The sequence below is a fragment of the Leptolyngbya sp. GB1-A1 genome, assembly GCF_039962475.1.
Lineage (GTDB): Bacteria > Cyanobacteriota > Cyanobacteriia > Elainellales > Elainellaceae > Leptolyngbya_A.
Genome location: NZ_JAMPLI010000005.1, coordinates 146,038 through 158,847 on the forward strand (window position 1 = coordinate 146,038; position 12,810 = coordinate 158,847).

A 12,810-nucleotide genomic window follows, 5' to 3' on the forward strand; every position below is an offset into this window, starting at 1 on the left:
TGAGTGGACCAGGGAGAGAAGTAGTTTCAATCCTGCTGCAATCAGGCAATCGCAGGCTGATGATGGCTGAATCGAAAGTTGTGCAATCCAAAAGCAACCTTCAGGACGGCATCGGCCAAGCAAGGGAATTAGAACGGATTTAGGAGCTTTAAGCTCCCCTCTAGCTCCCCTTCAAAAGGGGCGAAGTTGATCAACAAAAACTCCCAAACCGAAGCCTGGGAGTCTTGTATCAATTCAGCACGATTCGTTCAGTATTCGATCGCCCGCCGAATAACTTTGTTTGCAGTAACTTTGTTCGCAGTTATGATGCTTCAGCCGCAGCCGGAGGGGTCAGCCGACCGATCGCTTGCTTCACCAGGGTTTGCAGGAATGCCGATCGCTGGTTTGCCTGGAAGACCGATTGCAGTTTTTGCATCAGGCGATCGGGCTTGAACGCAGATTCAGCTTGCGGAAGATAGCTTTGTTCCTCGAAGTATTCGGTCAGGCTCAAGCCTGCGACCCGTGTGAGATAAGCTGCGCTCACCCCCTGGAGCATTCCACCTGCCACATAGGTAAGTGCGTGAGTTTTCAGCAGAGGCGAAATTGCCTGGCTTGCGACTTCGACTAAGCCTAGCTTCACCATTTGGCTTGCCAGGGTTCCGGTCATCGTCTTCGCCTGCTCCAGCGAGAATTTTTGCTGATAGATTGCGCCTAAATCCATCACCATTTGAGCATTGATCGTGGCGGTTGCCAGCAGGTCAAGACTTGAGACCGGGTTCGCAAAGGTTGCTGCTGCCGCAATCCACTGATATTGCTCGATAATGGGCAGGGCACGATCGCGCCGCACCTGATTCAGCTCGGTTTGGATCGATCGCTGGAGAGCCTGCGCCTGCCGCACGACGGTGGCATAAACAAGCTGCTGCTTCTCGCTGGTAAGAATGTGCTGAATCCGGGTCTGAAGGGCAGCAACTTCGGGTTCTGGATGCTCCAGTCGCTCTTGCATTGAGCCATCTGCCTGCACCTGACGCACCTTTACCGGAGCGGGCTTTGCCGAGACTGCGATCACATCTTCGGCTGCCAGAATGCCCGCCACGCGATCGCGCAACTGCTGCAAAATTACGGGGCGATCGTCTGACAAATACTGATCCTGCTTATTGAAGACCAGCAGCACGCGATGCCGCTGAGCTAGCAGCGTTTGGATGGTTTGAAACTCAGAGTCGGTCAGGTCGCCTGTAGTAAGAAACAGAATCAGATCAGCTCCGGTCACTTCCTCGGTATGAGCTTGTGGCGTTTCACAACTGCCTGCAATGTCCTGCGGCTGCTCAATTCCCCCCTGCCGGAAAAGCTGGGAGAGGGTTGTTTTCCCCGTAGCGCGTCCGCCCAGGAAAGACAGAGAAAGCTGCTGGCGATCGAGGCTTTGACTCAGGGTGCTGAGCTGTTCCTGAAAGCTAGTAATCGAAGGATGAATTTCGCTATTTTCTCCTCGCTCGGCAATAAGATGACTGATGCGCTGCTCGACAGCGGCAAGGGTTTTGTCAACCAGAGCGCGATCGGCAGGGGTGGTCGGCAGTTTCAGGCGATCGGTCAGAGATTTTGCCGTGCGCTGCTGAAGCCACCAGATTCCCGACCCCAGCGTGATTGCACCCCAAACGATCGTGCCGCCCCAATGAGACAAGCCAGCATCCAGACCGTTTAGCATGAGCGCGCCGCAGGTCAAGCCGAGTCCGCCCAGCAGAATCGGTCGCCGTAACAGAATCGAGGAGACAGGGGAATTCATAGGAAGTCCTGGCAAAAGAGAGGTCTGTTACTAAATTTACTAAATTTCTACTGGTTTGAGTTAGCAGCAGCGATCCAATAACCGAATTGATCAAGTACGGTATTCCTGCGGCGTTGTCCTGCTTGTCTATTTTTAATCCAATTTTAATCCAAAAAAATCCCTATCAGAAGAAATTAAGCGAAATCCTCCCCTGGTCAGACGCTTATAGCAAGCTGAACTGTTAACTATTCTGTAGGGTTTAATCGGATCAAGGATTAAATTGCAATGAAAGGAAGAAATTTTATTCACAAGCTGTTTCAGATTTAACTGCTGCTTCCTTAGAATTCTGTTTATCTAGATATTATTCGATCGAACTTCGATCGCTACTTTGTGAACCATTGTGTTGATTCCTTCTCGTATTATCCATAACACTTCAGATGCAAAAGATTGCGATCGGAATTCTCGGCTATAACGAGGAGTTTGGCATCGGGCGACTTCTGGACTCGCTGCGATCGCAGACGTTGATTCAGCAGGAGTACAGCATTTCCATTACTGTCGTGTCCAATGGTTCAACCGATCGCATGGCTGCGATTGCCAGAGAAGCTCTGCGGGAATTTGCCCCGTTTGGAATTCAAGCTCAGGTGATTGAACTTCCGATTGCTGATAAGTGCAATGCCTGGAATCACTTTGTGCATCATGCCACAGAGCCAGCAGACTATTACATTTTGCTTGATGCGGATGTCGTTTTCATCACCCCAACTGGACTCAGCGAATTAATTGATACCTTGAAGCACAATCAAAATGCTCGCCTTTGTGCAGGTAAAGTAATGGATCACAACGGCAATGTTGTCGTGCGGAAGCTGGACGGCAAATGCTACGCTGCACAGGGAGAAATCCTGCGGCAAATCGTGATCCCGGAAGGGATTGTAATGGATGACGCCTACGTTTTAGTCACAGCCGTCACCCATTGGTACGAGATTGACGTTGAGACGGGCATGCAAAAAGGCTATCTTGCCCGCGTGCAAAACCCGACCGTACAATCTGGCTCCACCCCCCGCGATCGGAACCTGACTTACTGGCTAGCTTGCCGCAAACGCACGATCATCGGCGGCTATGTGCAGGAACAGATCGACTTTTGCATGAGAACGCTGTTCGGTGGCGGCGATTCTGCCAAACAGATTGTGATGCAGCTTTTCCAGACCAATCCTCACTGGTTTTCAGAGTTTCTCAAACAGAAAGCCGATCGCCCCCCGTTTAAGCCTTCTGAGGTGGCGCGATCGGCTGGCTTAAAGAACATTATGCAGTTTAGCGTTTACTGCTATTGCTATTTGCTTTCCCTCAAAAGCGTTTGGAATCACGAGTTTGGACATCACGCCTGGAAGCTCAAGAGTCGATATTGGTAATCGGGTCGTCTGTTATGCCAGCAGTTCCCCGGTTTCCTGCAACTGGTGCAAGCGGTGATAAATGCCGCCCTGATTTAGAAGCTCTGTATGACTGCCCACTTCCACAATGCGACCCTGATCCAGCACTACGATTTGGTCTGCTTCGCGCACCGTGCTGAGCCGATGGGCAATGATGATCGTCGTTCGGGTTCCCAAAATCGATCGCATTGCCAACTGAATCGATCGCTCTGATTCGTAGTCCAGGCTAGAGGTTGCCTCATCAAACACCAGCACATCCGGGTGCATCAGCAATGCTCTGGCGATGCCCAAACGCTGACGCTGGCCGCCCGATAGGCGCACCCCCCGTTCGCCGACGATTGTGCGATAGCCCTGGGGCAGTACCCGCACAAACTCATCGACTCTGGCAATCTGACAGGCTTCTTCGACTTCTGCAAACGTCGCCTTCGGATTGCCGTAGGTCAGGTTGTCGAGCAGTGTCCCGTTAAACACATCCACTTCCTGATGGACGATCGCCAGTCTGCGCCGATAGCCTGTAACATCGAGCTGTCGGGTATCCTGCCCGTCGATCAAAATGCGTCCCTGCTGCGGATCAAAGTAGCGAAACAGCAGTTTCACCAGCGTTGATTTGCCAGAACCCGATCGCCCCACTAAAGCAATCGTTTGTTTCGGTTCGATCAGCAGGCTGATGTCTTGCAGCACTGGACGATCGGCTGCGTAGCCAAAGGACACGTGATCGAAATGCACCTTCCCCGTAAACTCATAATGTTTAACGGCTGCGGGCTGTTCCAGTTCAACTGTGTCCTGACCGTCGGGCAACTGCATAAACTCGTGGTAGCGCAGCATCGAGGAATAGCGGCGGGCAAAGACTTCGGCTAATCCGCTAATCGGTTCCAGTTCGGCATACGCCATGCTGGAAATGGTTAACGTTGTCACGAAATGACCCAGCGAAATCTCGCCGCGCACCGTTGCCCACAGCGTTAGTGCCAGAATCAGGAATACGCAAATCTGAATCACAAATCGCTGCCAGGTAAACAGCGTCACATAGCCCCGATGAACTCGGTTGATCACCACATTGAGTTCGCGATCGAATCGCTGTCTTTGCCGCTTTAGCTCCGCCGCCTCGGTTGCAAATGCCTTTACTGTTTTTATGTTGGTGATAATTTCCGAGGTACGACTCTCGGTGTTTTCCATATAGCGATCGAGGCTTTCTTCTTTGCGAATCAAGTGTTTTAAGCCCCTGAGCGTAAAGGCAAGAATGAAGATAAAAGACGCTAGAAACAGCAGCGCGATCCGCCATTCGATCAGCAAAATCACGACAAAAATTCCCACAATTCGAAATAGTTTGGGAACCAGTTCTCCGGCAATTTCAGGATATGTCCAGGTATGGTTTGATAATCCTCGTGCGACCCGTCCGGCAATACGACCCGGATTGTTTTCGTCATAAAACTCGATCGGTAATTTGAGAATTTTTGCCACCGATCGAATCGAATGATCGCGTCGTGCCCGCAGGGGAATCTCCCAGTGATACCAGTGACTAATCCAGGGCTGAATCGGCGCCCGTACGACCGTTACTAGAAAGATCAGTCCTAACAGCACCGCAAGGGTAAGCCCGCGACTCGCCGGAATTCCAGTCGTTGCCGCCAATCCTCCAAGCAACTGCTGCAAGATGTTATCGATCGGTTGACCCGATAGCACGTTGAGTGTTTGTCCGATCGCATAAGGCACAGCCAGATCAAGAATTTCAAACAAACTGCTTGTGGCAATGCTGAAGATAACCGCAGACCAATACGGTCGAAAATAATGTGCTAAATCGCGAAAGTTAGCCATAGGAAAATGCGGTAGAGCAAATTGAAGTGAATGAATAAAATCAGCAAAGGATTAGCGGAAAAGTGTTAGCCGAATTGGGGACAGCGAAACAATTCCTTTCCCTGGCAAGATGAGGGAATATTTGAAAAGTGTCTAATGTGCAGACGACTGATCGAGCGGTTTACCGCAGCAGAATGACGATCGATCGCTTTGACAATACAGATTGTAGCACGACTGTAGTATGCAAGCCACACAATCTCAATGAAATGGGCTCATCCGATTACTTAGAGCAAATTAAAGCATGCTGTTTAGCCTTGCCCTGACTTGAAGGCAAGACCCTTAACCTTTCTCAGAAAAAACGATGATTGTTCAGTCCATCTAGACAGGTCAATGGTTACCTGATCGATTTCACGGTTTCAGGCTGGTATCAGGCATTACTTTCTCTTCGATGGCTCTCCTCAATGGATCTGATGCGCGATAGGAATTGAAGCGATCGAAATAAAGATATGAAGATAAAACAAAAGGGCAAGCACCGCAGCACTGCCCCAGAAAATTCAAGAAGGAATGATTAATGCAAATATCAGTCAACGAATGATCACTTAACGAATAAGTTAGCCGATCGCATAGGCAGACTGAAGTGCCCAGATGATCAAAAAAGCGATCGAGCCGAGAATTAGCACAGCCGAGAGTGTGACCATTGGCGTGCTGTCTGCGCTTTGGAATTTCATGATTCCTCGATTTTGGTCGGTCATAGGGGGGTGATCCTTTGCAGTGAAACAATCATGCCTTCATGTTGAAGCAGCATGAAAGAGAGGTGCCACCTCCAGAAGGCAGGTTAATCGCTTATCAATATCATAATTTTAGCTAAACAAGGGAAACCTCCAGTTATCCAGGTCACACCATTAAAATTTCTTATTTGGTAAAGGTTCAGTCGCAATGCCTATTCTGATGTCAACCTTGCTGATCATCGCGATCGCTGGAGTCCTGGAGCTGGGACTGCGATCGTTCTTTGGTTTTGGTAAGCCGCTGCTGTACGTTGCCGACCCGCAAATTGGCTATCTGCTAGCTCCGAATCAAACCACTCGTCGGTTTGGTCATCGAATTGCAATCAATCAATACTCAATGCGAAGTTCACCGATCACCCCCCAACGAAATCAGGACACGCTGCGGATCTTGCTGTTAGGAGATTCGATCGCAAACGGGGCGTGGTGGACTGATCAAGACGAAACGATTTCTGCTCTGCTGCAAGCCCAGCTTCAGACACGATTATCAAAAAATCAAACCGTTCCATTGCTCCAAACCGAAAACCTTGAGCAAGTCGAAGTTTTGAATGCTTCTGCAAATTCCTGGTCGCCGCGCAATCAGTTGGCTTATCTAAAACGATTTGGCAGCTTTGAATCACAGGCGATCGTGCTGCTGATCAACACCGATGATTTGTTTGGCACGGTTCCTACTTCCGTACAGGTGGGGCGCGATCGCAACTATCCGGCTCAGACTCCGCCGTTTGCCCTAGCTGAGGTGATTCAGCGTTATGCCTTCAAGTCAAAGCCAATTCCTGAACTTGTCCAGCTTCAGCTGGCAGGAGGCGATCGGGTGGGAGAAAACCTGGCGGCAATTCAAGAAATTTACTCGATTGCGATACAGTCTAACGCTCAGTTTTTTCTGGTGATTACGCCGCTCCTGCGCGAACTCAAACCGCCCGGCTCGCGCGACTACGAGAAAACTGCCCGCGATCGTCTGCAAGCGTTTACTGAAACGCAAGGAATTCGATTTTTGGATGTTCTTCCCCGGTTTGCTGCCAATTCTCAGCCCGAAACGCTTTATCGCGATCACATTCATCTCAGCCCGATCGGGAATCAGCAGCTTGTGCAGTACATGATTCGATCGATGGTGGATTAACCCTGGGATCATTCCAGGCAGCGAGTCATCCTAGAAAGCAATCGTCGCGATCAGAATGGAATCGCCGCAGTTTTTCTCACACCTCTGGCGTTGCTTTCCAGCGCAGCATCACTGCCAGCATTGCAAGCGTCATGCCCAGCATTAATCCCCCAGCCAGTCCATAGGTTGCGCCTAAACCAACCTGTTGGCTGAGCGGTTGACTGATCAACGGCGAAATAAACTGACCCAGAAAAAAGCTCGTCGTTAGTCCACCCAAAATTCTTCCCCGCAGCGCGACCGGAGTAGATGAAGTCAAACAGACATTCATATTAGGCATTAGCAGTCCGACTCCTAATCCAGCGATCGCCAAGCCAACCAAAACCAGATTGTAGCGAGAGACAAAACTAATAATGAGATAACCAATTCCCATCAGCAGGAAGGCGATCGCATAGAGCTGGGTAAAAGTGAACCGCGCTTTGAGCCGCTGATAGCTAAGGGCACTGATTGAGGTCGCAAGCGTGGCAAGGGCGATCGCTAATCCACTTTGAGATGCATTTGCATTCGCAATTTGCTGAAGATAAAAGGGAAGCTGCACAGGGATCATGTAAAACACAATCTGAGTCATCAGCGCAATCCCATAGGTCATGATCAGCACCGTCCAGGGAACTGCCTCCGCAGGAAGGTTCTCGGTTTGGTTGGGCGATCGGTTGCGATTGGGTTCGGGCAGCACCAGCAAAATTAAAGGAAAAATGAACCACGCCAGCAAATAAATTAAAAACGGCAGCCGCCAGTTGACATCGGCGAGATAGCCACCCAGGGTTAGAAACACCATGCCGCCCAATCCCATAAAGGCAGCTTGCAGTCCAAGAAACTGGGCACGGGTAGCCCCCAGGTAATAATCGGCAATCAGGGTAGTTGCTGTGGTCATAATGCCTGCCACGCTCAAGCCCAGCAGCACTCGCCCGACCAGAATCGACCCGATCGAATCCAACAAATAGCCAGAGCTTCCAGCTAAGCCATAAAGAAACACCGCCGCCGCCAACAGTCCTTTGCGTCCAAAGCGATCGATAATGCTGCCTGCGATCGGTGCGCCCAGGGCAATCAACAGCGCGGGAACAGTCAAGACTAATCTGACCCAATAATCGGCATTGGGAACCGTTGAGAAATGCTGCCGCATTGCCGGAAGCGAGGGGGCGATCGTTGCTCCTGCCATGACGGTGAGGGTACTGACGAGTAGCAGAGTTGCTTTTACAAGCAGGCTATCAGGGCTGTAGGATTTCATAGGATTGCTCACCCGGTTTCCACTAGATGGGTTGGGGACGAGGGCATTTCAGATCTTGATTCAGCATCGCCATCGATTGATTCCATTCGCAACACCGAAAGAGCGATGTTGATAATCGTGACTCGAAAGAGAAGGGATGAGTACAGAAATTCGATTAATTTTTGCAATCGCTTAATTTTGCAATCGCTAATTTTTGTGATATCAATGGCGATTCCCTTAATTTTTCAACCTATCGATCGCCTAATTCAATCGCTTTAAATATTTCACCGTATCTTCCTGATAGCCTAACTGACTATAAAACGATCGTGCCCGACCATTTCCACCAAATGCATTGAGCGTAATAAAGCTGAGGCTTCGCGCCTTTGCCCAGGTTTCGGCATACGCCATGAGTGCCTGACCAATGCCCTGCCCTGATGCTTCGGGAATGACGACGATATCGGAAATGTGGGCGTGGCGTTCTTGCGTGAAGAAATCGGTCAGCGTTTCCAGAAAGATAAACCCCAGCGATTTGCCCTGTGAATCAACGGCAATAAAAATATTTTGCGGTGTGGGATAGCTGATGATTGCCCGATCGATTTCCTTTGCAATTGCCCGAATCACCTGATCGGGATCGCGTTCAGTGGGAGAGCCAAATTCCACAAAGCGCGGAACAAGACTGAGGATAAACGAGCGATCGTCGGTCGTTGCAGGGCGAATTTGGACAGGCAGCATCGGCAGATTCAGCTTTAGATTCAATGCAAGGATAAACGAATCCCAATCAGTTTTACGATGGGTAACAGTATTTCAGCTAGGGGGAAAGGCACAATGCGAATTTTGGTGATGGGCGGAACTCGCTTTATTGGGGTTTATCTGACGCGCCTGCTGGTCGAGCAAGACCATGAAGTGGTGCTGTTTAATCGAGGCAATAAACCTGCACCGATCGAAGGCGTTGAGCAAATCCACGGCGATCGAACCGATACAGACCAGCTTAAAGAAAAGCTTGCAGGCGAATCGTTTGACGCAGTGTTTGATAACAATGGACGCGAACTGAGCGACACTCAACCTCTGGCTGAAATCTTTCGCGATAGCATCAAGCATTTTGTCTACGTCAGCTCAGCAGGGGTCTACCTCAAATCTGACCAAATGCCCCACCAGGAAAGCGACCCCGTTGACCCCAAGAGCCGACACAAAGGCAAGTTTGAAACCGAAACCTATCTGGCAGAACAGGGCATTCCCTTCACCTCGGTTCGTCCGGTCTATATTTACGGACCGCAAAACTATAACGACCTGGAAGCCTGGTACTTCGATCGAATTGTGCGCGATCGTCCCGTCCCCATTCCCGGAAACGGAATGCACATCACCCAGTTTGGTCACGTTCACGATCTGGCAAGTGCAATGGTCGCGGTGCTGGGTAATCCCAGAGCGATCGGGCAAATTTACAACATTTCGGGCGATCGCTATGTCACCTTTGATGGCTTAGCGCGTGCCTGTGCCGTTGCCGCCGGAAAAGACCCCGCCTCGCTCAAAATTGTCCACTACGACCCGAAGCAGTTTGACTTCGGCAAAAAGAAAGCCTTTCCGATGCGCGTCCAGCACTTCTTCACCGACATTTACAAAGCGCAAAAAGACCTTTACTGGAAGCCTGAATTCGACCTGATTTCCGGCTTAAAAGATTCCTTCCAGAATGACTATCTGGCGATCGGGCGGGATGCCGCTGAGGTGGATTTCTCACTGGATGAGGAGATTCTGGAGAAGGTGGGGGAATGAAGAGATGAGAAGACATCCATCCACTCATCCTCTCAGGTAAGATCCAATCAACAACCTGTCCAACGGAGAACAGCAATGCGTTCCTTCTGGCTTGATCCTTATCTCTGGGTGCATCTTGCGGGGGTGGCGGTTGTGCCGATCGCGCTCGAAGGGTGTTTGCTGGGGTTTGCGGCGAGTAATTCGCTGTTGCCGCCCTGGGTAGAACTGGGGCTAGTAGGTGCAATTGGGGCTTTGCCGATCTTGTGGATGCAGTGGCAGCGTCCTTTTTGCATTTATAGCCTGATGTTTCTGGCGGTGCAGCCCCGGCATCTCAGCGACGAGCAGCGGCGGATCTTGCGGCGGTTTAAGGAGCCTTTGGGCAAGGGGCTTTCGGTGCTGACGGCAGTCTTATTGTTCGTTGTGCTGTGGCCACTTTATCAGCTTGCGCCGATCGCCTGGGAGTCATCCGCGATCGTTCCCGGTGGAGCATTAGGGGGACTGCTGCTCGCAACGGTGAGCTTTCTGGTCAGCAATTTGTTTTTGCAGGTTCCGGTGAGCGTGGCGCAGGTCATGCTGACGAAGGAACAAACGATCGCCGCGACCGAACCTTATCCAGTCAATGCGGTGGCGAGAGACTTTACCTTATTCGGAGTTTGGATCAATCAGCAAATTCTGCCACCGCTCCGAGCTACAACGATTCCGGCAACTGCTGCCGCTGGCACGGGTGGAACGGAAACGGGCACGATCGATTCTCTAGGCGATCGCAGCAAGAAGAACGCAAAAACTCGCTACCCCGATCCTCAGCCTCGTTCTGAGAACGCACAACCCCAAGCAGGCTCCCCCCCAAATCCGGCGGCACAAACAAGCGCACCCCGCACAAAGCGTAACTTCGTTCCGGTCGAAGTGATCGATGCTGAGTTTCGAGAGTTGGACACAGAAGACGAATGGGATGAAACAATCGTTTCTGAGGAGGAAAGCCTGACCGAAGATCCCCCAGCAAGCCCCGAAGCGCAGCCAGCAGTCGCGGCAGTCAACCCAGACCCGGAAACACAGGTTGCCGCAAATTTAGAAACCGACCTGGAAACAAGCCTGGAAACAAATCTGGAAACCAACCGGGAACCACTTTCCGAAGCCATTGAAACCTCAGACCTAGCTGCTTTTCAGGCAACCGCAGAGGAAATTGCAGAAACCGCAGAAGCCACTGCTGAACCGATTTCAATAGAGACAGAAATAGAGACAAAAACAGGGACAGAAGAGACAGAAATAGAGACAGAAACCGAAGATGAGCTACTAGAACCGATTCCTGAACCGATCGAAGAACAGCCTGAAACAAGAATCACCTCTCCAACAGGCGCAGATTCGCTGCAAATCTCTTCGATGACCTTGATGGAAACGGAAGATGTCAGTGAAGAGGCAGCCGTGGATGTGTCAGCCGTCGAAGTCGTGACAGCGGAAATTGTCGAGGATGTGAGCGAAGAGGCAGCCGTACCCGCTGAGACGATCGAGTCCTGGCTGGAGGACGACTGGGAAGACGAAACACCGGGCTAGGGCATTCCTAGAATAATTCGTAGACTGCGGCGAGCGATTTCGTAGACGGGTTCGGTATTGCGATCGCTGGTATTTGTCCAGGCGATCAGCATCAAATCATGGACGGGCAGATAAAGGGCAACCATCGAAAATCCGGTTGTTTGATTAATTTGTCCCCAGCCTTCGCCCCAAGCAGTCGGCAAGCGGGCAATTCCCAATCCATAGCCGCCCTCATCGGAGTCTACCAGAGTCAGCATTTTCTCCACCGAGGTTTCATATAACAGCGCATTGTCGAGAAATAGCCCGCGAAAGAGCTGCACCAGGTCAGGCGCACTCGAAATCATGCCTGTATCGCCCAGCCCGATCGCCGGATTAATTAAAGGTTTGGTCACGCTCTGCATCGCTCCATCCTTGTCCCAGTCGGCGTATCCCTGCACAAAGCCACCTGGAATTTCTTCTTGCTGCTCCAGGAATGTATTTTTGAGATTGAGCCGATCGCTAATGCGGGAGCGAATGACCCTGGGTAATGGGCTACCCGTGGCTCGCTCAATGATCATGCCCAGCAGAATATAGTTGGCGTGGGAGTAGGAAAAATCATTTAAGGAACTCGGAGGGCGATCTTCCGCTGCGGCAGCATCGTTGAGCAGATAAGCCAACACTTCCTGCGGCTTCCATTGACGCGACGGGTCAGCTCTCACGGTCTCCCAAAATGCCTCGCGCTCCGGTTCGAGCAAGCCGCTGGTATGGTTGAGCAACTGGCGAACCGTAATTTTCTCGCTATTTAGAATTTGCTGGCTCAAGTCTGCCGGAAGCCAATTTGTAATCGAAGCATCCAGATCAAGCACGTCCTCTTCGGCAAGCTGCAAACAGACGATCGCTACAAACATCTCGGTCAGAGTGCCCAGCCGAAAGCGATCGGTCGGCTTCAGGGGCGTTTGTGCTGCGAGATCGGCTTTTCCGGCAACCCCCATCCAGTTTCCTTCTGAAGTGGATAGGTACAGCACCGCTCCTGGTAGCTTCATCGACTCCACTTTTCCACTCAACATCTGCTGAAGCTTATTCGCCGTTTCTGCCGGGAATGGGGCAGGTTTTGTTTGCGCCGCCGAGAGCGTTGCCTGCTGCGTCCCTAGCCTGACTTCCTTCTGCTGTGCCTGCTCACCCCGACGACAGCCAGCCGTGCCCGTCAGCAGCAAAACTGTGAGAATCACAAGAATTCGGTGCTTCATCGATCGCCAGGGAGGTGGGGGGTAAGGGGGAACTTATATTGTGGCAGATGTATTGTTGCAGATGAAGGCGGAGCGGTGGATGAAAGGATAAGGGAAATGAAATTGGGGATAAGGAATTAGCAAGCTTTTGATAGGACGATCGCACTTGCAAAAGCGTGTTGTCTCAATCAATTAATCCTGAAGATTTAATCCTGAAAATCTAATCTTGAAAATTAATCCTGAGATACT

At 51.0% G+C, this 12,810-nt stretch carries 10 protein-coding genes; 4 read left to right on the forward strand and 6 right to left on the reverse strand.

Features of this window, described 5'->3' with window-relative positions; all coding sequences use genetic code 11:
- Positions 1–301: 301 nt before the first annotated feature.
- Entirely contained in the window at positions 302–1,756 is a 1,455-nt protein-coding gene (locus tag NDI45_RS07530; RefSeq protein ID WP_348246922.1) for a DUF697 domain-containing protein, read from the reverse strand.
- Between the two features lie 416 nt (positions 1,757–2,172).
- On the opposite strand from NDI45_RS07530, the gene NDI45_RS07535 reads away from it, so the two are divergent.
- On the forward strand, positions 2,173–3,138 hold the full coding sequence (locus NDI45_RS07535) for a glycosyltransferase family A protein (RefSeq protein WP_348246923.1): 966 nt from the start codon (positions 2,173–2,175) through the stop codon (positions 3,136–3,138).
- Positions 3,139–3,150: 12 nt separating this feature from the next.
- Here NDI45_RS07535 and NDI45_RS07540 read toward each other — a convergent pair whose 3' ends face one another.
- Together NDI45_RS07540 and NDI45_RS07545 are read right to left on the reverse strand one after the other, a co-directional pair.
- A complete protein-coding gene (locus NDI45_RS07540; RefSeq protein WP_348246924.1) occupies positions 3,151–4,965 on the reverse strand; it encodes an ABC transporter ATP-binding protein in 1,815 nt (604 codons plus the stop codon).
- Positions 4,966–5,555: 590 nt separating this feature from the next.
- Positions 5,556–5,696, reverse strand: a complete 141-nt coding sequence (locus tag NDI45_RS07545; RefSeq protein ID WP_190791798.1) for a hypothetical protein — start codon at positions 5,694–5,696, stop codon at positions 5,556–5,558.
- A 184-nt stretch (positions 5,697–5,880) separates the two neighbouring features.
- Here NDI45_RS07545 and NDI45_RS07550 point away from each other — a divergent pair, with 184 nt between their 5' ends.
- The gene (locus tag NDI45_RS07550; protein ID WP_199296527.1) at positions 5,881–6,843 is read left to right on the forward strand and encodes an SGNH/GDSL hydrolase family protein; all 963 of its coding nucleotides are present in this window, start codon (positions 5,881–5,883) and stop codon (positions 6,841–6,843) included.
- A gap of 76 nt (positions 6,844–6,919) precedes the next feature.
- On the opposite strand, the gene NDI45_RS07555 is transcribed toward NDI45_RS07550, so the two are convergent.
- Positions 6,920–8,104 carry an MFS transporter gene (locus NDI45_RS07555; protein ID WP_348246925.1) on the reverse strand — a complete coding sequence of 395 codons (1,185 nt, stop codon included), beginning with the start codon at positions 8,102–8,104 and terminating at the stop codon, positions 6,920–6,922.
- Between the two features lie 240 nt (positions 8,105–8,344).
- The gene (locus NDI45_RS07560) at positions 8,345–8,815 is read right to left on the reverse strand and encodes a GNAT family N-acetyltransferase (protein ID WP_190791800.1); all 471 of its coding nucleotides are present in this window, start codon (positions 8,813–8,815) and stop codon (positions 8,345–8,347) included.
- 93 nt (positions 8,816–8,908) lie between these two features.
- On the opposite strand from NDI45_RS07560, the gene NDI45_RS07565 reads away from it, so the two are divergent.
- Positions 8,909–9,850, forward strand: coding sequence for an NAD-dependent epimerase/dehydratase family protein (locus NDI45_RS07565; RefSeq protein ID WP_348247023.1), 942 nt, complete (start codon positions 8,909–8,911; stop codon positions 9,848–9,850).
- Positions 9,851–9,925: 75 nt separating this feature from the next.
- The gene (locus NDI45_RS07570) at positions 9,926–11,377 is read left to right on the forward strand and encodes a low-complexity tail membrane protein (protein ID WP_348246926.1); all 1,452 of its coding nucleotides are present in this window, start codon (positions 9,926–9,928) and stop codon (positions 11,375–11,377) included.
- Here NDI45_RS07570 and NDI45_RS07575 read toward each other — a convergent pair.
- Positions 11,374–12,582, reverse strand: a complete 1,209-nt coding sequence (locus NDI45_RS07575) for a serine hydrolase domain-containing protein (RefSeq protein WP_348246927.1) — start codon at positions 12,580–12,582, stop codon at positions 11,374–11,376. The two genes, NDI45_RS07570 and NDI45_RS07575, sit on opposite strands and share 4 nt — an antisense overlap.
- Positions 12,583–12,810 lie beyond the last annotated feature (228 nt).

Bases quoted from the DNA above. Each gene is read 5' to 3' on its own strand.
- NDI45_RS07530 (WP_348246922.1), bottom strand. From the start codon at position 1,756: ATGAATTCCCCTGTCTCCTCGATTCTGTTACGGCGACCGATTCTGCTG.
- NDI45_RS07535 (WP_348246923.1), top strand. From the start codon at position 2,173: ATGCAAAAGATTGCGATCGGAATTCTCGGCTATAACGAGGAGTTTGGC.
- NDI45_RS07540 (WP_348246924.1), bottom strand. From the start codon at position 4,965: ATGGCTAACTTTCGCGATTTAGCACATTATTTTCGACCGTATTGGTCT.
- NDI45_RS07545 (WP_190791798.1), bottom strand. From the start codon at position 5,696: ATGACCGACCAAAATCGAGGAATCATGAAATTCCAAAGCGCAGACAGC.
- NDI45_RS07550 (WP_199296527.1), top strand. From the start codon at position 5,881: ATGCCTATTCTGATGTCAACCTTGCTGATCATCGCGATCGCTGGAGTC.
- NDI45_RS07555 (WP_348246925.1), bottom strand. From the start codon at position 8,104: ATGAAATCCTACAGCCCTGATAGCCTGCTTGTAAAAGCAACTCTGCTA.
- NDI45_RS07560 (WP_190791800.1), bottom strand. From the start codon at position 8,815: ATGCTGCCTGTCCAAATTCGCCCTGCAACGACCGACGATCGCTCGTTT.
- NDI45_RS07565 (WP_348247023.1), top strand. From the start codon at position 8,909: ATGCGAATTTTGGTGATGGGCGGAACTCGCTTTATTGGGGTTTATCTG.
- NDI45_RS07570 (WP_348246926.1), top strand. From the start codon at position 9,926: ATGCGTTCCTTCTGGCTTGATCCTTATCTCTGGGTGCATCTTGCGGGG.
- NDI45_RS07575 (WP_348246927.1), bottom strand. From the start codon at position 12,582: ATGAAGCACCGAATTCTTGTGATTCTCACAGTTTTGCTGCTGACGGGC.